The 23,180-nt window shown below is 38.8% G+C and carries 25 protein-coding genes and 1 tRNA gene; 13 read left to right on the top strand and 13 right to left on the bottom strand.

All coding sequences use genetic code 11. The features are described 5' to 3' along the window. Positions 1-38 precede the first annotated feature (38 nt). The gene (locus Q7674_RS05435; protein ID WP_008989641.1) at positions 39-506 is read right to left on the bottom strand and encodes a GNAT family N-acetyltransferase; all 468 of its coding nucleotides are present in this window, start codon (positions 504-506) and stop codon (positions 39-41) included. A gap of 140 nt (positions 507-646) precedes the next feature. Beyond that, entirely contained in the window at positions 647-1,138 is a 492-nt protein-coding gene (gene lptA, locus Q7674_RS05440; RefSeq protein WP_008989642.1) for a lipopolysaccharide transport periplasmic protein LptA, read from the bottom strand. Positions 1,139-1,526: 388 nt separating this feature from the next. On the opposite strand from lptA, the gene Q7674_RS05445 reads away from it, so the two are divergent. The 3 genes from Q7674_RS05445 to Q7674_RS05455 all read left to right on the top strand — a co-directional run bounded on the left by Q7674_RS05445 (position 1,527) and on the right by Q7674_RS05455 (position 3,469). Beyond that, entirely contained in the window at positions 1,527-1,658 is a 132-nt protein-coding gene (locus tag Q7674_RS05445; protein ID WP_008989643.1) for a hypothetical protein, read from the top strand. A 157-nt stretch (positions 1,659-1,815) separates the two neighbouring features. Continuing rightward, positions 1,816-2,451 (top strand): DUF1007 family protein, encoded by a 636-nt coding sequence (locus Q7674_RS05450; protein ID WP_107229539.1) that lies wholly within the window; start codon positions 1,816-1,818, stop codon positions 2,449-2,451. A gap of 25 nt (positions 2,452-2,476) precedes the next feature. Then, positions 2,477-3,469, top strand: a complete 993-nt coding sequence (locus tag Q7674_RS05455) for a nickel/cobalt transporter (protein ID WP_305421998.1) — start codon at positions 2,477-2,479, stop codon at positions 3,467-3,469. Here Q7674_RS05455 and Q7674_RS05460 read toward each other — a convergent pair. From Q7674_RS05460 to Q7674_RS05470, 3 genes are all read right to left on the bottom strand, one after another. Next, positions 3,466-3,894 (bottom strand): ACT domain-containing protein, encoded by a 429-nt coding sequence (locus Q7674_RS05460; RefSeq protein ID WP_008989647.1) that lies wholly within the window; start codon positions 3,892-3,894, stop codon positions 3,466-3,468. The genes Q7674_RS05455 and Q7674_RS05460 overlap by 4 nt on opposite strands. Before the next feature lie 76 nt (positions 3,895-3,970). Beyond that, positions 3,971-5,272: a lipopolysaccharide biosynthesis protein gene (locus tag Q7674_RS05465; RefSeq protein ID WP_045064831.1), complete on the bottom strand. Its 1,302-nt coding sequence runs from the start codon at positions 5,270-5,272 to the stop codon at positions 3,971-3,973. Between the two features lie 101 nt (positions 5,273-5,373). Then, positions 5,374-5,529 carry a hypothetical protein gene (locus Q7674_RS05470; RefSeq protein WP_167335102.1) on the bottom strand — a complete coding sequence of 52 codons (156 nt, stop codon included), beginning with the start codon at positions 5,527-5,529 and terminating at the stop codon, positions 5,374-5,376. Positions 5,530-6,266: 737 nt separating this feature from the next. Between Q7674_RS05470 and Q7674_RS05475 the strand changes: the two genes are divergently transcribed. Beyond that, positions 6,267-6,340 (top strand) — tRNA-Gly (locus tag Q7674_RS05475). 96 nt (positions 6,341-6,436) lie between these two features. On the opposite strand, the gene Q7674_RS05480 is transcribed toward Q7674_RS05475, so the two are convergent. Together Q7674_RS05480 and Q7674_RS05485 are read right to left on the bottom strand one after the other, a co-directional pair. Next, a complete protein-coding gene (locus tag Q7674_RS05480) occupies positions 6,437-10,573 on the bottom strand; it encodes a DUF3859 domain-containing protein (protein ID WP_107229538.1) in 4,137 nt (1,378 codons plus the stop codon). 224 nt (positions 10,574-10,797) lie between these two features. Continuing rightward, positions 10,798-10,953, bottom strand: coding sequence for a hypothetical protein (locus tag Q7674_RS05485; RefSeq protein WP_305422002.1), 156 nt, complete (start codon positions 10,951-10,953; stop codon positions 10,798-10,800). A gap of 188 nt (positions 10,954-11,141) precedes the next feature. On the opposite strand from Q7674_RS05485, the gene Q7674_RS05490 reads away from it, so the two are divergent. After that, positions 11,142-12,083: a questin oxidase family protein gene (locus tag Q7674_RS05490; protein WP_045064833.1), complete on the top strand. Its 942-nt coding sequence runs from the start codon at positions 11,142-11,144 to the stop codon at positions 12,081-12,083. Between the two features lie 198 nt (positions 12,084-12,281). Continuing rightward, complete coding sequence (locus Q7674_RS05495) at positions 12,282-12,527, top strand: hypothetical protein (RefSeq protein WP_045064835.1); 246 nt, start codon at positions 12,282-12,284, stop codon at positions 12,525-12,527. A 582-nt stretch (positions 12,528-13,109) separates the two neighbouring features. On the opposite strand, the gene Q7674_RS05500 is transcribed toward Q7674_RS05495, so the two are convergent. The 3 genes from Q7674_RS05500 to Q7674_RS05510 form a co-directional block, all read right to left on the bottom strand. After that, entirely contained in the window at positions 13,110-13,415 is a 306-nt protein-coding gene (locus tag Q7674_RS05500) for a hypothetical protein (protein ID WP_008989656.1), read from the bottom strand. 301 nt (positions 13,416-13,716) lie between these two features. Then, positions 13,717-14,115, bottom strand: a complete 399-nt coding sequence (locus Q7674_RS05505; RefSeq protein ID WP_305422563.1) for a VOC family protein — start codon at positions 14,113-14,115, stop codon at positions 13,717-13,719. Positions 14,116-14,431: 316 nt separating this feature from the next. Next, complete coding sequence (locus tag Q7674_RS05510) at positions 14,432-14,839, bottom strand: GNAT family N-acetyltransferase (protein ID WP_045064838.1); 408 nt, start codon at positions 14,837-14,839, stop codon at positions 14,432-14,434. Positions 14,840-15,054: 215 nt separating this feature from the next. Between Q7674_RS05510 and Q7674_RS05515 the strand changes: the two genes are divergently transcribed. Continuing rightward, positions 15,055-15,936: a tyrosine-type recombinase/integrase gene (locus Q7674_RS05515; protein WP_045064840.1), complete on the top strand. Its 882-nt coding sequence runs from the start codon at positions 15,055-15,057 to the stop codon at positions 15,934-15,936. Then, complete coding sequence (locus tag Q7674_RS05520) at positions 15,933-16,991, top strand: IS91 family transposase (RefSeq protein WP_107229537.1); 1,059 nt, start codon at positions 15,933-15,935, stop codon at positions 16,989-16,991. Before Q7674_RS05515 ends, Q7674_RS05520 begins: the two co-directional genes overlap by 4 nt. A 228-nt stretch (positions 16,992-17,219) precedes the next feature. Here Q7674_RS05520 and Q7674_RS05525 read toward each other — a convergent pair whose 3' ends face one another. The 3 genes from Q7674_RS05525 to Q7674_RS05535 form a co-directional block, all read right to left on the bottom strand. Further along, positions 17,220-17,465, bottom strand: a complete 246-nt coding sequence (locus tag Q7674_RS05525; protein WP_146146566.1) for a hypothetical protein — start codon at positions 17,463-17,465, stop codon at positions 17,220-17,222. 664 nt (positions 17,466-18,129) lie between these two features. Then, entirely contained in the window at positions 18,130-18,411 is a 282-nt protein-coding gene (locus Q7674_RS05530) for a hypothetical protein (RefSeq protein ID WP_201798076.1), read from the bottom strand. Positions 18,412-18,752: 341 nt separating this feature from the next. Beyond that, complete coding sequence (locus Q7674_RS05535) at positions 18,753-19,610, bottom strand: AraC family transcriptional regulator (protein WP_045065349.1); 858 nt, start codon at positions 19,608-19,610, stop codon at positions 18,753-18,755. Between the two features lie 154 nt (positions 19,611-19,764). Here Q7674_RS05535 and Q7674_RS05540 point away from each other — a divergent pair, with 154 nt between their 5' ends. The 5 genes from Q7674_RS05540 (at position 19,765) to Q7674_RS05560 (ending at position 23,122) form a co-directional block, all read left to right on the top strand. Beyond that, positions 19,765-20,481, top strand: coding sequence for a sugar isomerase domain-containing protein (locus Q7674_RS05540; RefSeq protein WP_005534955.1), 717 nt, complete (start codon positions 19,765-19,767; stop codon positions 20,479-20,481). 423 nt (positions 20,482-20,904) lie between these two features. Beyond that, complete coding sequence (locus Q7674_RS05545; RefSeq protein WP_305422010.1) at positions 20,905-21,687, top strand: SDR family NAD(P)-dependent oxidoreductase; 783 nt, start codon at positions 20,905-20,907, stop codon at positions 21,685-21,687. Positions 21,688-21,970: 283 nt separating this feature from the next. After that, positions 21,971-22,558 (top strand): NAD(P)H-dependent oxidoreductase, encoded by a 588-nt coding sequence (locus tag Q7674_RS05550; protein ID WP_045065344.1) that lies wholly within the window; start codon positions 21,971-21,973, stop codon positions 22,556-22,558. Positions 22,559-22,568: 10 nt separating this feature from the next. Next, complete coding sequence (locus Q7674_RS05555; protein WP_237156694.1) at positions 22,569-22,748, top strand: hypothetical protein; 180 nt, start codon at positions 22,569-22,571, stop codon at positions 22,746-22,748. Positions 22,749-22,765: 17 nt separating this feature from the next. Further along, positions 22,766-23,122 (top strand): carboxymuconolactone decarboxylase family protein, encoded by a 357-nt coding sequence (locus Q7674_RS05560; RefSeq protein WP_237156693.1) that lies wholly within the window; start codon positions 22,766-22,768, stop codon positions 23,120-23,122. The last annotated feature ends 58 nt before the right edge of the window (positions 23,123-23,180 follow it).

Here is a 23,180-nt window from a genome sequence, read left to right on the forward strand (position 1 = left end):
TCCCTTTTGTATATTCCCAAATCGCTTAACTATCACATTTAAACTGTAATCGTAAAACGTTGACGCGTTACATCACCCCAGTACGCATCGTGGTAAATGTCTTCAACATATTGATCATTGGTATAGGCACCAATCGCACGACGCCAAAAAGCGATAGCATGCTCTGCACCTTCAATTTGCTTACTTTCCCACTCTCCCGGCATCATTGAAAATAGGCTGTGGGCAAAACGCTGTCCTGCTTTATTCTTACGAAATACTGGCACAACGTAGAAATCACATACCTCGTAACGAGAGTTACCATGATCCGCAATCGCTGCAAGTCCTGCAGGTACACCATCAAAATACAAAAGAAAGCCCATTACATTGCCTTCTACTGGCGTATCTAATGCAAATTTTCCATCATTATCTGGCACTTTCTTAGTAAGCGGAGAGAACTCGGCTTCATAAGCTTGAGTTAGATTTAAGTAAATTGATAGATTTGAGGCATTAACTTGTACTAATTCCACTGCAGATACCTTCTTTTATATATTTATTTTGCTTTGTTCTATATTGGCTCAATTCACTGCACAATGTGCAAAAAAAGTGTTAAATCTGAAAAACAATAAAAAAGGAGCGCCAAAGCGCCCCTTTCTTCATTCAGAATCGATTACTTGAGCTTTTCAGGTAACAACACAGTATTCACTTGGTTCTTTTTCGAACCTTTTGCTTTCATCACTTGTGTCGCTAGATTATAGCTGATCTGAGCAGCTTTAATGGTGCTACCGTCCTGAGTAATTTTTGCTTTATCTTTTAATACCATCATATTATTTGATGGCGTATAAATGCCGTACAACGATTCGCCGTCGACTACTTTGCCATCTTCCATTACACGATGGAAATAAGCTGGCTTACCATAGACTTCAACACTTTTTAAGTCTTTCGTTTTGCTATCAAGCTTAATGACGGCCTTGTCTGCCTTGATCTGAACACCACCTTGAGTGATGTCTACTTTACCTGTCAATGTAGTTACATTATTGATTACATCAACATCTTGTGTAATTGCTGATAAATGAATAGGTAATTGGTTTTGCGTTTGTTCAGCCAATACTGATGAACTCAGTAGTAACATTAATCCAGCTGTAAATAGCTTCAATTTCATACTTAGTCTTCTACTTCATTATTGCTTTCATCTCAGATCATTATACCCAGAAAATCAGCAAATTGCGGGCAAAGGTGAGAATAATTTTAAATAGTGTTTTTTATTACAGTAAAAAACACGTGCTAATACAAAGTTTAGCTTTTCTTATATCACAATAGTCAAAATTAATGTTATCTGATGGTTAAATACCATTTTTTAGGTGATTTAACTGCTGCCATTAAAAATGGCGAAATTATACAACTATAACTATAAAAATATAGAAAATATTTATTAATCAGATCCTTAAAGCGTATAAGGTTTGACCATTCAATTTTGACACCTTGTTAACATAACGACCCCGTTGCATGTTATTAAATAAATATAGATATGATAAATACGGGAGAGAACCATGGTTAGCAAACACAAACTGTACATCTCTTTTGGATTACTGCTTACACTAATAGCTGGTGTTGACAGTAATCTTCCTTTAGCCATCTTTGGTGGTATTATTGTTGCCACGTCTGCATTTCTGCTCGCTTAAAACTAAGACTCATTTCCGTTAGTAAGTGAAGTACACTACCATTTACATGGATTTCACTTTTAGTCGTCTATCCTAAATGTTATAACATAACACCTATTATTCTTTGAATACCTCAAAGCAACGTGCCACGCCTGTAAATACGGAGATAACATCTTTTATGCGCTGGATATCTTTCCCTGCAATTCTGCTTTCATCTTTCGCTTTCTTTTCCACATCTAGCCAAGCACATCCACACTCATGGATTGACATGAAAACATACATTCAAGGTGACAGTCAGCAGATCACAGGATTTAAAATGGTATGGACATTTGATGCCATGACATCTGCGTATATGCTGGATGGCGAAGATATGTCTGCTGAACACAAACAAGAAACATTGGAACGTGTTGGGCAATCTGTAATGCACAATATGATGAACGAACACTACTTCACCTATTTTTATAATGGCGAAGAGCCCATCAAATACAAAATTGCGAAAGATGGTGTTTTAACTAAAGATCGCGCTAAAGCGACATTAACGTTTGACCTGCCACTGTCAAAACCGCAACCACTAACTAGAGATTCACTTCGTTTACTGATTTTCGAGCCAAGCTACTATGTTGATATGTCATGGAAAGATAAAAGTGACATTGAATTATCACCAGAGCTTGCAAAAAGCTGCACATTACAATTAGTAGAGCCAAATCCAACGCCAGAGCAAATGTTATATGCACAGTCGTTGCCTGCTGATGCTGATCCCGATAATGCATTAGGTCAACTATTTACCCAGACAGTCAAACTGAACTGTAAGTAACCTGTGGCATTAAGGAATTGAAACAATGGATCATCAACACACAGAACATCACCACCACCACGATAAGGCACCTAAGAACTATTGGCTTGGTGCTAGCTTAGTTTTGGCCTTTTTAGCTATCGGTGGTTACTTTTTATGGCAATACTGGACAACCTTAATGATCAACACGATAAAATGGCAACGTGAAATTAATGGGCAATTAAGTGATTTAATCTATGATGCCAAAGATCATAATGGTGCTATTTATTCATTAGCAGGACTTAGCTTTTTATATGGTGTCTTTCACTCACTAGGCCCTGGCCATGGCAAAATGATCGTTACCACTTACCTTGCGACTAACCCTGCGAAAGTCAAAGCCAGCTTGATCATGACGGTCGTTTCAGCATTTCTGCAAGCCTTTGTCGCTATTGCTTTGGTATCGATACTGCTTGCCTTTTTTAACTCTTCAATGCGTGAAATAAATAGTGCTGCAGATAGGTTTATCACGCTTAGTTTTGTCGCCATGCTATTGCTCGGTGTTATCGTTGCTTATCGCGCACTAAAACAAGCATGGCAATTGATTAAACAACAAAAACACCATCATGCTCATAGCCATAGCCATAGCCATAGCCATAGCCATAGCCATGATTGTGGTTGCGGACATAAGCACTTTGCAAATGCTGATGAAATAAACCAAGCAACAAGTATACGAGAGTACCTTGCCATCATTGCCAGTATTGGTATTCGCCCATGTACAGGCGCAGTGTTGGTATTACTATTTGCCAATATGGTAGATATGTATTGGATAGGTGTGGTGAGCGCAATTCTAATGGCAATAGGCACGGCGATAACAACATCGACCATTGCGATAATGACGCTATCAGGCAAAAAACTGGTGACCAAATACTTATCTGCAAGTGATGATCACCAGCCCTCTTTTACCCCATTAGCTTTTAAACTACTCGGTGGTATTTTACTGATTGTTTTAGGAACAATTTTACTTAATAGTCAAAGCTATGGCATGTCCCCTGTACTTTAAATAGACTCACCCTGCTGGCGTTTAACAGACTCCGATAACTCTGTTAACGCCAGCATGGCTTGCTCTGCATGATCTTCATGAACAAAGATATGATCATGATGGAAAGCAGCCATCACATTCGCACTGATCCCACGTTTGGCTAACACACTAGAAACTGCCGCCGTTAAACCAACCGCTTCTAAGCTTGAATGTACCTTGAGCGTAATACAACGATACACATTGTTGATCTCAATATTATGTTGTACCGCACTTTCATGGTTAAGAATGAATGTCATCCCTTCTTCTTCATGAAATGTCGCTAAAGGTGACATGGATGCAATCGCATCTAAATTCGTATTTTCTGTGAAACAAAAAATATAACTTGTTGGACTTAAAACTGGCTGTAAGTTAGCTAAAAGCTCAGATAAATCAGTGATCCCAGACATTCTCTTCCCTATTTTTTCATTCATTACTCTATTGCGTGCAATATACCCAAGTAATTTGGATAGATATGGACACCCTTCATGACGCTTGTGACGTTGCTAATTGGTATCCCTTTAAAATTTTCCGCTCTTCTATTGTCGATAAAATGAACATCATGACATAGCCTAAACATAAGGCAACAATGATAGCGACAACATTTGCCGTAAAAATCGATAATAAATAATAACTTGCAACCAGTGTGACTATGCCGCTTAAGCGAATAATCAAACTCAGCGTAAACTTTCCATGTGCTTTGATATATGCCAATTGGTAGGCATTAAGCATCATAAAAATAAAGAAAATGGAGAAGTGAAATAACACTATCACTGCACCGTGATATTGAGGTGGGAAGACAAAGCCAATGATTTCAGGTCCAGCCAGCAGCATGATGAGGAAAAAGCACACACTAACTATGCCTGCTAAACGAAAGATCCAGCGTCTAATGGCTTTTACTTGCTCATGATCCCCTTGGCGAATACACAAGGTTAATTCAGGTAATACAAATCGATAAATAGGGAATACAAACAGCATGGTCATGTAAGTAAAGACGGGACGTACAACAACCTGAAAGTCGCCCAATTCATCCAAACTAAAGTGGGTGATAGTGAGTAATACCGTAATATAGATCATTAAGATACTCGCCCCTGCTTCCAATGAAGCGGTAAAACTCTTGCGAACATAGTTACGCATATTAGGATCAAATTGGACAGATTTTAGCGGCTTAGTTGCGATCTGCTTGCGACGTTTCCAATACATGAAATGCGCAGCCACCAGCGATGACACTGTCATGCTATAGAACAAGGAAGCCAATGGTGTGAGATGCAGCACGTAATAACAGAAAACAAAGCTGAGGACATTGGTTGTTGGCTCTATCCATGTGACCTTATTAGACACATCATAGAGGCGATACATGGCAATCAAGTTGGTAAAATAAACCTTCATCCCCATGCTAAAAATCACGCCCACCATCTCAAAATAGCCAACGTTAATATGCAGCTCATGCTTAATATAGGGTAAAACAATGCCCCAAGTGAGTAACACCATAGTGATCAAACAAAAGCGAAATATATTAATAATATCGCGGTCATTATTGGTTTGGCTGTAGGTGACAACCATTGATGAGCGAAAACCTGTCATCAGAATTAATGACAGTGATACAATATCCACTACGCTATTAAACAGGGCTAAATCATCTTTATTTACCCATTGCGCAAGCCATATTTTAAATAAGAAGCCAACAGAGATACTTGCTAATGTTGCAAGGATCCCAGATTTAAATGCACTTTTTAAACGAGAAAGTGCATCATCATTCACAGGTGAGGCAATGTTTTGCTTTTCCATAGATACAAATAATAAACGAGCGAAGAATTTATAATACGTTATTTATCACTAAATATCTTTCGGAAATATAACTATCATTCTATTGCTGAAAACTTTTTATTTTATGGCGCAGAGTAAAGTGTTTCAAAAATCGTTAATTCAGACTCTAACGCTTCCAACAAAATTGAAACATTTCTTACATCACCTTTTTTAACCGATGTTTTAATGTCTTCACGGATCATCTGAATTTTTTTTCGGCTTTTAGCTATTTGTGTCATCTTCTTTCTCTATAACTTTATACAACCCACTCTACATCGGATCATGCAACTACTGATGTTAGGTATTGTCAGCGAAACTTACTCGGCTTTGTTAGGGGAATGACATAAGTCAAAGTAAGAGCAAGACAATACACTTAAATGTAATCGATGTCACATACCTTTATATGAGCTTAATTGATTAAAAACTATAAACCTTCGAAATAGAACACTGATGAACAATAAGTGGAAAAATTAACAATTCAATGTCTAATTTGCTGGTTGTACAAGTTTTCAAAATGAATAAAGGCTGTATCTAATCGACGTAATAACATATTCGCGATCTCATTATATCGATGCGTGAGACAATAACGAATTGCGCGTTCTAAATTCTTAATCATAAAACGAGCTGAAGATAATCGGACACGCAGTACAATTTGGTTTTTATAAATATATTTCATCTTTGATAGCGATAATAGTTTGGTGTAGCCGAACTATAACGAATACCTTTGCACGAAATATATATATGAATTCGAAAACATACATACACAAAATGAACTAAGCATGAATGCATTGCCCTTCTTCACGTTTATAAAAATAATAACAACAAAGTGCTATATATATTGATTAATAAGCCTTAATTTATACTTAAAAATAGCAATAGTTTATTCTTTATTTAGCGCATTTTATTAATAAATATACTTTTATAATCAATACCGTTTGACGAATTTGTATCAAAGATCTAATTTAAAAATAACAGAGCGGGTATCGTATAATGGTATTACCTGAGCTTCCCAAGCTCATGACACGGGTTCGATTCCCGTTATCCGCTCCATTTCTGACTTTCTCCACCCATCAAATATAAAAAACCGCAGTGAAACACTACGGCTTTTTCTTCATTCTTTAGGTATAGATTACATCAAGATTGGATTCAGAGTGTCGATGGCAAGCCTTTATCACTAATCGCATTCTGCGCAACTTTTGCTACCATACGTAATAATAAGCGTCTAAATAACCCTATTTTCATATGAGCCAGTACGATACAACATGGCTTTCCATCAGCACTGTAACCAACTAATGTTCTAAAACCCCCTTTATCCAAATGTAAAGCAAGTACATTATCGGCTTTGGACTCTTGAGGCTGAAATAAAGACACTGGTGATTTACGATTCACTACTTTGTGCCATTGCTGTTTGTTGTCTAACGCAAATTTTGTTGCCGCTGCCGTGCCCAATAGCAGCTTTTTACCTTTCACTCGTTTTTCAATAAACATACGTAATTGATTAGAAGCAATGTACCAATGTTGTACCGAGGAATCATTTAAACGCAGTTCACTAAATGCCAATTGTTTATCATCAAAATAGCTATAAACGTTGATTAAACTGTTCTCAAGTTGATGAGCAATATTCAACGTATCACAGTGTTTTTTAGCATCAACAATCGCTAACGCTTTATCACTTAAATTTAAACACCCCACTTGCTGCTGTAATAAATCACTGTTTTGATATTGCTCAACCAAGGCATCAACGAGCAACGGGCGTTTAGATACAACATGAAACGTTTTTGATTCAATCACATTATCGTTTAAATCAAGTAATTCGATCTTGTATATACCAGCAACACACAAGCTCTTATGCGAAAACGTCCATCCCACATAACAGCTATAATCTAGTGTCACTTCCGAGTCCCACTGCGAAACATACCCGTCATGACTTCGAATATAAGGATGATGAACACGCACTTTAAACGCTAATACTTCAGGCAATGCTTGTTCTTCATCATCACTGAAGTAGCCGACCCTCATACCAATCATCACACCGACTTCCGCTTCTACTAGTAATGTTTCCTTTTGGTGTTCGAGTTGGGTAACAGTCACAAACTCATCATCAGTATCGTCTAGTTCAGCTAACTCTCCATCTTCAACTGTCCCTACTTCTGTATAAATACCGTAATTGATTACTTCAAGCAGAGAAGAATGCAATGGTGCATATTTGCCATTCTGAATGTCAGCGACTACATCACGGATCCGACGTGAAGCATGATCTTTAAACGAGGTAATAAAGTGTTCAAAATTGCCTAACTTAGCGACATTGATTAATAGCTTATATAAGGTTTCGATATCCAGCGTTTGTGCCTGCTCAGCAAGTATGTCTTGATTAGGTAATAAAACTAAGCAGTTATGCCACTGCTCTTTAAGGATCAACCGCAGCAATTGCAGTGTATTCATTCCTAATCCCAGTGCCCGTTCACAAAGCCAATATTGTTGCTCTTCATTACGCCACTGGCACAAAACATCAAAGGACATATCACGGTGATGAATATAGATCTGCATGAGATTGTCTTGCTGCACTGAAGACAAATGCCAAAACAGCTTATCAAGCTCAACACCACCATAAGGACTATTAAAGTCATCGATATAGCGTTTTTCCAACATTGACACAACAGCATCAATTTGAGCTGACGAGGCAGGTGTATCTAACAACAGATATTGACGCACAACTTCAATATCATGTCGTTCTTGCTGATTGAATTCGCGTTTATCATGAATCGTATTTTGAATACGTTGCGTGACACGATTTATCACTAAATCCAACAACGTTTGTTCAAAATAGTCAGGGATAAGAGCCGAATTAAATTGCTTCAGCTCCGTCATGAATATTTGCTGATAACGCGGCAAAATAATGGTCAGAGCATGATGTAAACTACGTTGCTCTTCTGGTAACGTTAATTCCTCTTGAAATTGCTTAAACCAAAGTTCAAACACCACTTGCATATCAGTATCGCTTGGCATCTCACCAATCAAGTTTTCTAACAAATAAGCGCTTTCACCAACAGGCGTTACACCTTCTAGTTGTTCGATAAATGCAATTTTTTGGTTATGACGTTTATCAAAGTCGCTGTAGGACTCATGACCGTAACGAGGTTTAACATGAAAATAAGCCAACATCTTCAAAGTTTTCGTTGGTGCAATGTGCAACCACAGCGCCACATAACGCTGAGCGAAAAGCTGAATCGATGATTGAGAAAACTGAGCAATAATTTGGGCACAAACTAATAATTTTTGGGCTTTATCATCAAAATCACGCAAAAATTCGTAATGCGGTAACGTACGGAAAGGTACATCTTCTTCATCGCAACGTACTTGATGCTTTTCAAACGCAGTTAAAGCAAGCTCAAAATCTTGTGCATCCCCTTTTAGGTATTGCTCTACGACTTGCCAATCCTGATTTATTTGGCTGATTTGAGCTTCATCTAGCTTACTGCAATCATTGCGATAACGACGTTTTTTTGCGCACGAGAACAGACTTGTTTCTGCCGTTTGCTGATAAATAGCAGCAACAAGCTGATCATTTAAGATCTGTAATACTTTTTGAGTGAGATCATCACTCATGGCATGTTGCTGATCAAAATAAGCAATAATGGCACAAAGACCCAGTAAGGTTATCTGTTCACAGTCTTCATCGCTTACCATATTAGCTATAAACTCAGCAACTTCTGATCTATGTTGTTGCGTCAATGCATACAAGCTTTCCGCTTCATTACGTTCAATGTTACTGCGATAACCTGAAAATGAATCCAGCGCGTGACTGAACATAGTTCGCCAATCGCCAGGATAACGAGCCATAAACTCACTATGACTAAAGAATTCATATTCAGTGACCATATGCTCGATAAAATTAGGATCAAACCCTTTATTACCATTGCATCGATAAAGCACATCTAATAGACGAAATAGCTTAAAACGCCCCTCAGACTCATTCGCTTCACCATCATCATCAAACGTCCAATCAGCAAGTACGTCATAAATAATCTTCTCTAATTCACTATCAAATGAATCAAAGCTGCCGACAAAATAATTTACTTTACCAATAAGTTGATAGTTACCTGCTCGGATCAACCCTTCAATATCGCAAGGTTCAATCTGTTCCAGTATCTGCTCATTGTCACCGCTAACAATAAAATCCCATATTTCTGTACCGTGATTTAATGCTCCAGTAATAAAAGCTTTCCACTGGGAAATTCCAGTTCCACGATAATAATGCTCAGTCAGATCGTCATCTTCTTCGATCGTTTTAGGTGCAACAATTGATCGACCTAAATAAGTTTCCACTTCTAATTTAAGATCCGCAGCAGCATCATCGGCAGATGAATCAATAAACCATGCCTCACTCATCGTAAGAGATTGTTCATCAGTATCGTACCAACCCGAACCGTCATCTGTGGCGACTAAAGACATGACAAAACTACGGATAGGATCTTCATTGTAATAACGTTCATCATCAACATACTGAAGATAATCTTGCTCAGAAAAACGTTGCTTAAGTAGTTTTTTAAATACTTCAAACTCTTGTGGTTGATGGCGGAAGGTATCTAGCAATGATTGAGGCTTAGCATCACCGACTGCTGCTTGATGCTCATCATAAGTCGTATGTTGCAAAGCAAACATTTTGGCGCGGGCACTGTCGTTATCGCAATAGCAAAATGCTTTTAGCATATCGTGACTGTAACCATGGTGGCTTGCAACCAGCGCTAATACCTCTTCACCAAAAGGCGCATGTTCTGTGTCCCAATATGGAACGATATAAGCGGCTAATAGATAGGTATATTTTGGATATTTAAGTGCTAAAGCAAGCAATGCTGATAACCCTAGTACCTCCGTATCAGATATCCACATTTCTGCAGAATCATTTATTCGACGAGACACCTGACTTAGCACTACCGCTGTTTGTTTAAGCTCGTCTTCTAATTCAGGATGCGTTAATGCTCGTAAGAAAAAAGCGGTTTCAGGCTCAATATAACAGTCTGCTAATTTATGATTTTGAGCTAATTCTGTAAGGCTGACATCACTAAATGATAAAAGAGTTTTTAAGATGGGATCATGCAGTAATTCAGCTAAGCTATCGTCGGTATTGTCTGCTAATTTAAAACGAACATGACAGTGAAAATCACTAAAGGCTTGTTCTTGTTGAATGAACTGACGGTAATCTTTCAGGCCATTGCTTAATGAATGAATATTTTTAGGATCGTATGTAATCGTAAACGCAGCAGTTTGTGCTTGTATCGTCATGCGGCTATTTTGAATTTAATAAATTAAAGCATATGATTTTAATATACATTTAAAACCAAACATACGCGTTACTTACTAATTCCCGCCTTTAATCACAAATTAATACCAACTAAAACTCATGCATAACAGCTCATTTTTGCCCACTTGAATCTATTTAGTGAACTGCGTAGAGTTTGTTTTCCTTGCCACTAATTTCGAGATAAACAATGAATAATTGGATCGTGCTAGCCTTTCTTAGCATATTCATTATCGGCTGTGCTCATTCCATGTCTGAAGGCACATCGATTCAAGCTCATGGCAACGTTGAAGTTAGCCGCAATATCAGTCGCTAAATAACCAGTAAAACCAACAGCACTTTCACTGTTGGTTTTATTTTGCATATATGAGCAACATATACCTTACCGCTTACCTTATATTTGTCTTTTATTTACATACCTATACAGAATTAAATAGTGGAATTTAAATCCACCCTACGCTTTACAACTTAAAAACAGTAACTTATATAGCCAAATCAACCTTTTAGGTCTAATATAAGTAATGTTATAAAAAAGTAGCATGGAAGCTGTATATGAAATTATCGCTATTAACTTATGAACTGATCTCAACAGGTCTAAAATTCCAACCTACCTACCAAAAAGGGTTGACTAACCATCTACCGATGACATTAGTTGCGCTTGATCAGATGGGTGCAGAAGATGAACGGCTATTGGGTTTTTATCACCAATATATTACCCAACTTGAAAATGTGGCGCGAAATGATGCCTTTTTATCTCAAGCCAATAAAATAGAACAACTTATTGAACGCAGTGGCATTGATACAACACTACAACAATATTTACCTAAGCTGATTGCCAGTTTCGCTTCTCAAGCATTCCACTGTCTTATTCGATTAGCTTATGCAGTTAAAAGCCAGCAACCACGAGAGATTGCCTATTCATTAGCCTATTGGGAACAAAACTATCGCCCCCTTGCGCCGTTAGCAACAACAGATAGTTACAACGCAGCAGAACAACTGAAACAGTTAACCCAAGTACTTTCTAATGCCTCATTTCATGCTGATAATATCAGTGAACGTATCAATGAAGTGGCTAAACATCCTAACTATCTAAAACTGGCAGCAGTACCTTGTGACATCACCCTTAAAAGTGCATTACAGTTAATCATTAAACAATACAGAACAACGAACGACTTTACTTTGCTCCATGGCATCACAGCGCTACATGCCTTTATTGAGCTGTCACCGTATTTTTCAGATCAAACGACCGCCTTACACTGGTTTTGGCAAAGCTACACTGCAGCTTTTGCTACTGCTTGTCATGTTTTCAACCACAAATCATCACAAACATCTGCACCGCATTTAAGCTGGCTAGAAACACTGTCACGAGGCTCATTAAGTCATAACGATCATACAATTAAACTTATTTATAGCTGTAGCGAGATCTATAAACGCTACCCGTTTGCTGAATTAAAACAAATTGCTCATCAGCGTATTGCTCAAGAAGGACTGTGAGGCACACGTCAACAGCCATGCGACATCTGTGGCATGGCTAAATTCTCATCAGGACGTTCAGAATCCTTTCATTTAATATCCCTTATTTCCCTCCATAATCTTTCTAGCATTCCCAAATATCCCCATCACAGGTAGAGTATTACTATCTACCAAGCTATTGTTGATATAGCTTACGTTTATTTCGCTATGGTAAGAAAAATGAAAATTGAACAAAACGTTATTGAGACGCTAGAAGAGTTAGAAAACTTTATTATTTCTATTGAAAATGGCGGCTTAGGTCTGAAAGACGTAGAAGGTATTGGTCTTGCAAAGAACAACGCTGATGGTCGTCCATTTATTGCGGTATTCGATCGTAATCAACAGCTACTTTACGGACGTTGGTTAAGCCAAGAGGCTTACGATAACGGTAAAGATATCGTACGTAACGGTGTAAAACGTCACTGATAGGTATCAAGGATCTAGCGTTAATCTTGGTTAGATCCTAATTTTGCACTAGAGATTAGCTTTTCAGCACTTTCGGCTTTTGTCTATATTGAAAGTAATTCGGCATAAAGAGTTTGGGTTCAGAAACTTTATCGCTGACTTTGACGATATAATTCTCAAGAATATGCCTTCCAACCCGTAGTGTTTCTTCCTTTAACGATAACGGTATTTGATCATGTATTTTCACTCGTCGAAGATCTGATCGTAACCGTGCATTTGTTGCCACGACACTCGCTTCGTGCCGTGTTTTACACAACACACACAAGTAATAATCAAACTTGCCAGAGCTGCCCCAGCCACTTAAAAACGTATTTTTAGCAGTGACGTAATACATGCATCCATACTCATAAGAACGAATAATGCACACACATTAAAGCAAGTTTTTACTTCTGTCACTTAAAGTACCTAATTATATTACTAATAATACTTTTGTTATTATTTTTAATAAGTTATATAAAATAACATAGAAGAATAAGACAATAAAAAAGCCCACTTTTAGAGTGAGCTTTAAGAAATACTTCTCAATTTTGATGAAAATGAATCTTACAACTCATTCCACATTGCAGCACCTGGTGCCCATACTTCCACTTTGTTTTTCTCTAAATTACAGCGGAAATTGATATTGCCTCGCTGAGCAGGTTTTATATGGTCAATAAACACCCAACCACGATTTGCTTCATCTTGGTTTTCAGTATTATTCACAGTAAGCGTGTCTGCAGTATATTGTGTTTTGCTCGATACCAGAATTTGGCATTGCTCAACGTCATTAGAAGAAGGTGGAGTGAATGGTGTTTCAGCCATATCACAACCAGTTAAAAGTAGTGTAAGCAGTAGGATCTTGGTTTTCATCGTAGACTATTCATCGCATTAAATTTTATCACTAATTTTTGGCGGCATATGAATGTCAATGATGTGCCATTAGCGAAGTTGCGCGGGGATTTTATAGATAAAAATATAAATTAACAGTTTTTATTCAACTCTCATGTCAATCTTTTGAGAAAGATCACTTCTCTCATCACATAAGAAATATTTAATAGGAATAATAACTAGATCACAGAATCCCTATTAGTATCAATCATACCTACAACCTCGTTATTTTTGATTGTTATAGCGCCATAAAAAAGAGATTTTCAATCATATATCTAGCTCATTAATCATCCTTGCTATTATTGACGTAATTAGAAACCTCAATCAGGTTACCATCAGGATCCCTAAAATAGGCAGATATGATGTTACCTAGAGCCCCCGTTCTATAAACTGGCCCCTCAAGTATGTTAATCCCATTTGCCGCTAAATCATCAATCGCTTGTTGGATAGGCATGTCGATGATGAAACATAAATCAGCAGAGCCAGCTGCTACATGTTGGGCTTTAGGCTCAAACTCATTGCCTAACTGGTGAAGGTTTATCTTTTGTTTGCTAAAAGCTAAAGCAATACGCCCTTCCCCAAACTCGATTTTCTCCATCCCCATCACTGAGGTATAAAACCGCACCGTTTCATCAATATCTTTCACTGTTAACACTAGATGATCAATTCTATTTATATTCAACATATTAGCTCTATCCCTAAAGGTGATGTTAATAAATGAGAGAAAAGAGAATTACCTAAACATGTATTATACGTAGGTGGAAATGTCATTGACCATTCACATATGAAGGAGTATTTGATCTAACACGTTTCTGGACAAAACTTTGTTAGTTTTTTGCCCTATTTCGGCTAGCTGGCATGAGGAAAATAAGGATATGTTCGACTTTTAATATCACCCTCCATGATATTAACTTAAATAAGATGGCTTGGGCTTGTCCAACACTTTGGATAGGTGTCGGCTTCGCGACACATATCCTTATTTGTTATGTTTGTAGTTCTTAAGCCCACGAAACAGACATTTTGAAGTAAGATACACCTGATTTTTGAAACTCTTCACCTTCAGCGCATAGTCCAAATTTCTGATAGAAAGATAACGCTGAAGTCCGCGCGTCACACCAGAAGTAGCTTGCGCTTGCCAGCTTTAACTCACGAACGACTTGCTCTATAACCTTAGAGCCAATTCCTTGCCCTTGATATTCGTGCAAAGTAGCGAACTTTCTGAGCCTTGCTTCATGTCCATTGATATAAACAGAAGCTACGCAAACCAATTTTCCATCAACAAACGCACCGTAATGAATTGCCGAGCTATCACCTTCAACTTCGCAAAAAGAAGGCGATTTATCAGGCCATAAAACGAGATGCCTAATAGGTAAAACCTCGGCGGTGGTGATCTTCCGTATATCCATATTTCCTCAAAAAACATAACGCCAAATTAAGTAGTGAGTAACGCTACCACCCACCTAAACCATTGTGCTGTAAACACTTAAGCTGATTCAAACCTAAAATGCCAAGCGTTACGAATCTGTCTTAAACGCTTTGTTGAACGAAGCCGCTGCGCGGCAGAGTGAAAACCCACAACCTCAACTACGGTAAATACACCTTTCCAAAAGGAGTATTTATCATGCATAAAGCACAGCAACATCGTTCAGATTATCTTTATGAACAACACCTTACCCATCTCACCTTGCAAGGTAAACGTCCCGCTACGATTGATGCTTATAGTCGTGCGCTACGTCGCATTACCCATCAACTGGATAAATCGCCAGACATGTTAACTAACGACGATCTGAAACGGTATTTTACACAACTGCTCAAAACACATTCATGGAGTACCGTGAAAATTGATCGCAATGGCTTACAGTTTTTCTTTAAACATGTCCTTCAACGTGATTGGGAGTGGCTGAACATTGTAAAGCCACCACATGTGAAAACCTTACCTGACATTTTGACGCCAACCGAAGTGAGCCTATTGATTAATGCCACTTCGCAACTGCGTTACCAAGTGTTTTTTCTGACCTTATATAGCCTCGGGTTACGGCTCGGTGAAGGGTTAAATCTCACAGTGGGTGATCATCGTATGCTTGTCCATATTCGACAAGGCAAAGGCGGTAAAGACAGGTTCATCCCACTACCAAAGCGAACCCTGTATGCCCTGCGATATTATTGGCAAACACACAAAAATAGTCGTTATCTTTTTCCTTCACAGTTCAATGTTAACCATACCGTAATGGATCGCGGTGGTGTTCAAAAAGCAATGAAAGCCGTCATTAAAAGCTGTGGGATCACGAAATCTATCAGTCCTCATAATTTGCGTCATAGCTATGCTACTCACCTGTTAGAACGAGGCTTGGATTTACGTTCAGTACAGCATTTATTAGGTCATAACAGTTTAAATACTACCGCTAAATATACCCATTTAAGCGACATCTCCCGCAAAAATACGACAACAACCGTTAATCAACTCACTAATGATTTAACGCTATCATGGGAACTGAACCTATGACATTTCAATCATTATTGCGTGACTATTACGATGACTTTTGTGCTACGTATTCCACCCAGATCAATCACGATATACGTTATGCCATGAAAGCGATACTCACGTGTCACACCGAAAAACAAGGACATAGTCGCTGGCAATGTTCGCATTGCGAACATCAATCTGAATATGCGATGTCTTGTGGACACCGTAATTGTTCTCAGTGTCAGCACCAAGCTACATCCGATTGGTTAGCAAAGCAGCAACAGAAATTGTTGCCTGTTGATTACTTTATGGTGACATTCACGCTGCCAGCTGAGCTTCGATATCAGGCAAAAAAGCATCCTAAAGCACTCTACCAAGCCATGTTTACTGTGACAGCCAGTGTGATAAAAAGCTTCGCTAACAATGATAAACACCTTGGTAATCGCATCGGTTTTACTTCTGTTTTACACACTCATAATCGGCGTCGAGATTTACATCCTCATATTCATATGGTGATCACTGGCGGTGGCTTTGATGACAAGAAACGACAATGGAATAACTGTAAAAACAAGTATCTCTTTAATGCGTTTGCGCTTGCGAAAGTATGGCGAGCGAGATTGTTAGCCTATCTCACCACTGAACTAAAATGGACGTTACCCGATCACATCACGAAAAAATGGGTGGTTGATTGTCGGCATGTAGGGCAAGGAAAGCCTGCATTATTGTATTTATCAACATACCTTTATCGAGGGGTGATGGCGGATAAAGATATTCTGTTTATCCATCATGATCAGGTGACATTTCGTTATAAAGAGAGTCAAACTCAAACGATGAAGACACGCACATTACCCGTATTGCAATTTCTTTGGTTGATATTGCAGCATGTGTTACCGAAAGGATTTCGTCGGGTACGTGATTATGGTTTGTTGCGAGGGCATGAAAAGAAGCGGCTTCAAGCTATCCAATTTATGTTCATGTTAGCCGGGCAACTAACGTTGCCCTCACCGAATAAAACGGTACGTATAAAAGCCCAACCCTTTTGCCCCTGCTGCCAACATGTCATGCAACTAACGGGAATATTTCGACCAAAATAACCGACGTTCAATAATAAGGATAATGGCTTTCACGCTGCAGAGCTAACGAGGATTTTATTATAAATCAGAGTGTTAAAGTTATTGGTTCACACCAAGGATAACGCTCGACTGCATTTTGTCATCCCCCTTCATGCTATTTCCAATATTTACTTATATAAGGCGGCTTGGGCTTGTCCAACACTTCGGATAGGTGTCGGCTTCGCGACACATATCCTTATTTGTTATGTATTATCCTTCGACAGCATTCAAACCGTGTTTTTGCGCAATAGCCCCTAATTGAGGCACAAGAGTAAACCTTACATCTGAGCTATAATTAAACACGATGTAGTCTCTATAATGTTCAAGAACAAATGGACGCTCCAACTCATCTAGCCCGAAAAGGTCATGTATTTCTTCTAGAAACTCACTAAAGTCACATTCACCTACAGCATTGTGACAGCCAGTATTTAGCAACTCCGCTGCGATTGTTCCCATTTTGAACTTCCGCCGCTTAGCCATCGTGTCTAGATCTGACCTCCACCGCCAGATAATAAGATTCCAACTCAAATTAATTACTCCATGTAATAGAGATACATAACAGTATATTAATAAGCATTCTTACTTTCGTGCAAAAATATACTCATAAAGTACCTTTATCATAATCGATATAATCTATATATATCATGAAGTTGATAGCACTTTATCACACTGAACGCTTTGTTAGAGGGTGTGAAAAGTAAGAAATGTATTTAATCAGTCTTATTAAATACAAACTGAAACATTAAATCATTTAACTATCAATTAGTTATAAGTTTACCTCTGTTTTTAACAAAAAATATTTCTTATTAAAAACAGAACTCACGCAATAAAATCACCACGGATCATTAAACTGTTTATATACACAGTCAATATAACTAATCCAAAATCGCGTTAATACGATATGAATGAGTAAAAGGTCTAACGCATAAAGGGGCAAAAATGAGTTAGGTTATTTAGCCTATTTCGGCTGGTAGATATTCGAAACAAAAAGTAAGGGAACACTGCCGTTAAGTAACGAGCTATGACTTCACCTAACTTAACCCATTGCACCGTAAACACAAAATTCAATAGAAGTTAAAATGCTGAGCATTGCGAATCTACCTTAAAGGCTTATTATACCTTAGTCGCAGATACGAATCTTAGCTTCCACTATTTTATTTGCAACTGCCAAATCATGCTGCGGGGATGCCGACAAACCTATATTTTGTTCAATTGTAGAAGAAAGAAATAGAGCTATTCTCGATGCATTCTTGCCTTCTAGCGCTAATCGAAATATGTGCGGAACATAACTGTCGTATTCGTCATTCCACTCATTTTCACCATCGTTAACACCGATTGGATCCCAGTCATTCCATAATATGGCAGCTATTTCTTCGAACAGTCTTCTTTCTTTAATTTTCACAATAATATTCCATATTAATTATTATATATTATGAGCTTAGTAGCGATTTTCACACCTTACGCTTTGTGAGAGCATTTCAAGAGATAAAATTATCATTTAAATGTTCATATGCAAATAAATCTAATTATAAATCGCGTCAACACAATAAGAATAAGTGTTTTCTATAACACATAAAGGGGAAATTTTGAGCTAGCTATTGAAGTTAGCTCAAATGTGGACAGAAATCAGTTTCGGAAAACACAATATTAGTAATTTATGAATAACTTTAAGTATTGGAAAGATTGCTTAGAATTTTTCTGCTGTGAATGGTGCGAATCAGTCAAGGTTTACACTACTCCTACTTATTTGAATTGTTTTCGATATAACGAAGGCGACATGCCTTTGTACTTCTTGAACGAGCGGTTGAAGTTGGAACGATTGGTATAACCGACATTCTCGGCAATTAAGCTGATGGGTTGTAATGTCGTTGTGAGTAACTGAGATGCGTGATTCAACCTCAGCTTAGTTAAGTAAGAGATATAGCTTTCGTTGAAGTGTTGAATAAACCAACGGTGAACCGTGTTTTCACTTACATACATATAATCAGCGAGTTTCTTTAACGTGATATCGGATGAATAATGATTATCAATGTACTTGCAGACTTGAGCTATCTTGCTGAAATCGTTGTTGGACTTTTCCTTTTCTGCTGATAATGCGTAGGAGAGCAGAATGGTGTGTGATTGATCGGCACATAGTTCCCCTAGAACTTGGATCAAAACCGCAAGCTGGCCGATTGGGGTAAGGTCATCAAAATTATTGAGGTGTTGAAAAACTTTTTCTGCGGTTTGCGTTGAGAACTTCACGCCTTTATTTGCATCTCTAATAATACTCGCTAATGGCCTTAGTTCGACACAGCTATACATCAGTTTGGCAATCCATTCTTTGCTAAACCAAATTACATGAGCCTCACATGGGTTCTGTTCATGAGAATTTATTGATTCAAAGCTATGAGCAACTTCAGGACCCAGTAAAAGCAGTTCGTTGTGCTCAATCAGCCCTTTGAAATGGGCGATCCTTGATTTTCCTTGAAAGTTTCTATGTAAAACCAGTTCAAATTCTTGATGAACATGCCAGTCTTCTGGTTTGACGACTTCTTTGAACATCTTATAGCGCCATGACCAGCCATGCCTTTGTGGTATTTTCTGTACTGTTGCTTTCATTCTAATAGCATCATTGCCGATTTATCAGTTAGATGCATGATTATACACAATTGGCTTTAATCAATAAAAGTATCACAAGTCGTTGGAATAGTATCAGATGTGAGTTTTAGAGCTGGTATGTTTATAAGGTCGGCACAGTATAGGAGACCCAGAAATGTCCGAGTATTTAAATTGCTTACTGCCAAAACTTACCTCCCTTGTAGAAGCAAACCAAAAGGCTTTAGCGGAGGCAACCAAGTTGTTTACTCAAGCCATAGTTAAAGACGACATGATACAAGTTCTAGGAACTGGTCACTCGCATATGATTGGTTTAGAAGGATTTATTCGTGCGGGAGGCCTTGGTAATATCAACGCTATTTTGGACTCAGTGCTGCTTACTAATGATGGCGCTTTAAGAGGCTCAGCAATGGAAAAGTTGTCTGGTCTGGCTGAAGTGATTTGGAATGATCAGAATATTTCCCCAAATGATGTGGTTATGGTAATTTCCAACTCTGGGCGCAATGCACTGCCAATTGAATTTGCCCAAATTGCCAAATCGAAAGGTCATTCGGTTATCGCGATTACGTCTGTTGAACAGTCATCAAAATACCCAAGCCGCCATAATTCAGGACTGAAATTGATGGATATTGCCGATATCGTTATCGACAATCAGGTTCCTCCTGGTGATGGATTGTGTAATGTGAATGGTAAAGTGACAGGAGCATTCTCCAGTATAGCAGGCATGATGATCATGAATATGCTGGTTGTAGAGTCTCAAAAAGAAGCGTTAAAGCAAGGAGTTACTCCACTTATCTTCTCTAGCCAGAATGTCGACGGTTTCGATAATGACTATGTGTATCAGCACTTTGGACCTCGATTAAAATCTATGTAAATGGTCGGCATGAAATTTAGTTTCTCAATTAAGTAACGAGCCAGCGCAAAATTCAAACACGGCTCACATTCTAATGAAATGAAGCAAAATTGAGCTAGCCATGAAAGCTAGCTCGTTTCTGGACAAAAGTGAGTCACGAACAAAAACATACTCTGACTCTTCGGATTACCTCAGGTATTGCCACCATATACTCAGCAGACATGAATGTAGCCAAATTCACATACCCTCTACATACATTCCCAATAGAAAATGAGATAGACAAACAAAAGATGAAGGCTTCGCTTCAATACTGAACGAATAATTGGCACGATCTGATTGAATGCTGTCGTCATTGGATGTCTAGTGGCGCAATTTGAGAGTCTATAATACCTCTATCAGTACGACGCTTAGCAAATAATAAGCACACTAATAGAGGCATTCTGCATGACAAACACGGCACTAATCACAGGCGCATCAAGCGGTATCGGCCTTGAACTAGCAAAAATTCACGCAAGCAAAGGTGGTAACTTGATACTTGTGGCTCGCTCTGAGTCCAAACTCAATAACCTTAAAACAGAACTAGAAAATCAGTATGGTATTCAAGTCACAGTCATTGCTTTAGATCTATCTCAACCTAGCTCAGCTCAAGCGCTATTTGAACAAACCGAAGCTCGTTCTCTACAAGTCGATACGCTAATTAATAACGCAGGTTTTGGTGCGCACGGCAAATTCCATGAACGTTCTCTGGTCGATGAACAAGCGATGATGCAAGTGAACATGGTTACATTGACTAATCTGACGCACCTTTATCTAAAGGGCATGGTTGAACGTAAGCAAGGAAAGATCCTTAATGTGTCATCAACCGCTTCATTTATGCCTGGTCCTTTGCAGGCGGTGTATTACGCAACAAAATCATACGTCACCTCTTTCAGTCAGGCGGTCGCAGAAGAAGTTAAGGGTAATGGTGTAACCGTGACAGCACTATGCCCGGGTACTGTGGCAACTGGGTTTGTAGAAGCGGGAAATTTAGAAGGCGTTGATGCGTGGAAAAATGCAAAAACAGCAAGCTCCGTTGCTAAGTGTGGCTATAACGCTATGGTAAAAGGTGAGCTAGTGGCATTTAATGAGCCTTCGTTGAAGTTTATGATTAACTGGATTATCCCGTTTTTATCGCGCAAGCTCGTGTTAAAAATCTCACGTAAAACAATGGAAAAGAGCACCAAATAAAGTAACGGGCTAATTTGATATAGTCGGAATCTGTAGTGTCAATAGGTTAAAGTTTTGCGATGAAAAGAGCGAGTAAGTTTGTTATATCTCCTACACCCGCGCTTACCCCTCAAAAAATAAAACAATTATTAAACATTAACTTACTGTCAATTTGACTGAGATTTATGGTGGTTACCAAAAGTTAACCAGTTGTAGTCTAACTCCAGGTAACCATAATAAACCGCAAGGCAGCGAAATCATCTTCGCTTTGTAAAGCAGTCAATTTATTGAAGGGTTAATTATCATGAGTAACGTTCTAATCATTAACGCACACGAGCCATCTCCATTTTCTGAAGGTAAGCTAAATGCTGCTCTAGTCGAGAAAGCTCGCACCAATCTAGAGTCAAAAGGTCATGAGGTTCGTGTGGTTACCATGCAAGATGAAATTGTCGTTGATGAGCAACTGGCGCACTTTGAATGGGCAGACCGCGTAATCCTTCAGTCTCCTGTAAACTGGATGACGATCCCATGGTCATTTAAAAAATACATGGATGAGGTATTCACCGCTGGTATGGGGGGGGGGGCGCTATGTGCATTTGATGGTCGCAGCGCAGAAGAACCGAAGAAGAACTACGGTACGGGCGGCACTCGCACTAACACAAAATACATGCTGTCTTTCACATTCAATGCACCTGAAGAGTCATTTAATGATGAAAACGAATACCTATTCCAAGGTCGTAGCGTTGATGATTTGATGTTCCACATGCACGCAAACTTCCGTTTCTTTGGTATGTCTGCACTACCAACGTTTGCGTGTTATGACGTAATGAAAAACGGTGATATCGAAAGTGATTTCGCTCGTTTTGAAGCGCACCTAGACGCTAACTTCTAAGGAGATAACCATGAGCACTGAATTTACTTATTACAACGCTGAAACTGCGCCTGAAGAGTCTAAAGCTCTGGTGGAACAGTCTCTTAAAGGCTTTGGCATGCTACCAAATCTGCACGCTGTTCTTGCTGAAGCTCCAGCGACGTACGAAGCATACAACTGTTTATCAAGAACACAACATTTAGCCCGCTAGAGCAGCAGGTGGTCTTCATGACAGCGAACTTTGAGAACAACTGTCACTACTGCGTTCCGGGTCATACATGGATGATGAAAGCAGGCAAAATGCCAGATGAAGTGATTGAAGCGCTGCGCGAAGGTACTACAGTTCCTGATGTGAAGTTACAAGCGTTGCATGATTTTACCAAAGAGCTGCTTGATAACCGTGGTCATATTGGTGATGAAAGACTGCAAGCCTTCCTAGATGCAGGTCTCACCACGCGTCAAGCACTTGAAGTACTGACGGGTTTGTCTGCAAAGCTTATCTCGAACTTCACTAACGCACTGGCACATACTGAACCTGATGCGCCATTCCAAAAATATGCGTGGACGCATCCTAACGAGCGTTAATCTAAACCAACAGCAATAACACCACTCAAGTACTGTTTGCGTAACGCCTACAGTACTT

This window comes from Photobacterium leiognathi (assembly GCF_030685535.1).
GTDB classification, from domain to species: Bacteria; Pseudomonadota; Gammaproteobacteria; order Enterobacterales; family Vibrionaceae; genus Photobacterium; species Photobacterium leiognathi.

What these genes read in the sequence shown, in the direction of transcription:
- Q7674_RS05465 (WP_045064831.1), bottom strand. Translation starts at nt 5,272, where the DNA reads ATGGAAAAGCAAAACATTGCCTCACCTGTGAATGATGATGCACTTTCT.
- Q7674_RS05490 (WP_045064833.1), top strand. Translation starts at nt 11,142, where the DNA reads ATGAAATTATCGCTATTAACTTATGAACTGATCTCAACAGGTCTAAAA.
- Q7674_RS05515 (WP_045064840.1), top strand. Translation starts at nt 15,055, where the DNA reads ATGCATAAAGCACAGCAACATCGTTCAGATTATCTTTATGAACAACAC.
- Q7674_RS05545 (WP_305422010.1), top strand. Translation starts at nt 20,905, where the DNA reads ATGACAAACACGGCACTAATCACAGGCGCATCAAGCGGTATCGGCCTT.
- Q7674_RS05495 (WP_045064835.1), top strand. Translation starts at nt 12,282, where the DNA reads ATGAAAATTGAACAAAACGTTATTGAGACGCTAGAAGAGTTAGAAAAC.
- Q7674_RS05550 (WP_045065344.1), top strand. Translation starts at nt 21,971, where the DNA reads ATGAGTAACGTTCTAATCATTAACGCACACGAGCCATCTCCATTTTCT.
- Q7674_RS05460 (WP_008989647.1), bottom strand. Translation starts at nt 3,894, where the DNA reads ATGTCTGGGATCACTGATTTATCTGAGCTTTTAGCTAACTTACAGCCA.
- Q7674_RS05555 (WP_237156694.1), top strand. Translation starts at nt 22,569, where the DNA reads ATGAGCACTGAATTTACTTATTACAACGCTGAAACTGCGCCTGAAGAG.
- Q7674_RS05480 (WP_107229538.1), bottom strand. Translation starts at nt 10,573, where the DNA reads ATGACGATACAAGCACAAACTGCTGCGTTTACGATTACATACGATCCT.
- Q7674_RS05510 (WP_045064838.1), bottom strand. Translation starts at nt 14,839, where the DNA reads ATGGATATACGGAAGATCACCACCGCCGAGGTTTTACCTATTAGGCAT.
- Q7674_RS05485 (WP_305422002.1), bottom strand. Translation starts at nt 10,953, where the DNA reads ATGCAAAATAAAACCAACAGTGAAAGTGCTGTTGGTTTTACTGGTTAT.
- Q7674_RS05470 (WP_167335102.1), bottom strand. Translation starts at nt 5,529, where the DNA reads ATGACACAAATAGCTAAAAGCCGAAAAAAAATTCAGATGATCCGTGAA.
- Q7674_RS05500 (WP_008989656.1), bottom strand. Translation starts at nt 13,415, where the DNA reads ATGAAAACCAAGATCCTACTGCTTACACTACTTTTAACTGGTTGTGAT.
- Q7674_RS05520 (WP_107229537.1), top strand. Translation starts at nt 15,933, where the DNA reads ATGACATTTCAATCATTATTGCGTGACTATTACGATGACTTTTGTGCT.
- Q7674_RS05540 (WP_005534955.1), top strand. Translation starts at nt 19,765, where the DNA reads ATGTCCGAGTATTTAAATTGCTTACTGCCAAAACTTACCTCCCTTGTA.
- Q7674_RS05535 (WP_045065349.1), bottom strand. Translation starts at nt 19,610, where the DNA reads ATGAAAGCAACAGTACAGAAAATACCACAAAGGCATGGCTGGTCATGG.
- Q7674_RS05445 (WP_008989643.1), top strand. Translation starts at nt 1,527, where the DNA reads ATGGTTAGCAAACACAAACTGTACATCTCTTTTGGATTACTGCTTACA.
- lptA (WP_008989642.1), bottom strand. Translation starts at nt 1,138, where the DNA reads ATGAAATTGAAGCTATTTACAGCTGGATTAATGTTACTACTGAGTTCA.
- Q7674_RS05560 (WP_237156693.1), top strand. Translation starts at nt 22,766, where the DNA reads ATGACAGCGAACTTTGAGAACAACTGTCACTACTGCGTTCCGGGTCAT.
- Q7674_RS05450 (WP_107229539.1), top strand. Translation starts at nt 1,816, where the DNA reads ATGCGCTGGATATCTTTCCCTGCAATTCTGCTTTCATCTTTCGCTTTC.
- Q7674_RS05455 (WP_305421998.1), top strand. Translation starts at nt 2,477, where the DNA reads ATGGATCATCAACACACAGAACATCACCACCACCACGATAAGGCACCT.
- Q7674_RS05525 (WP_146146566.1), bottom strand. Translation starts at nt 17,465, where the DNA reads ATGGGAACAATCGCAGCGGAGTTGCTAAATACTGGCTGTCACAATGCT.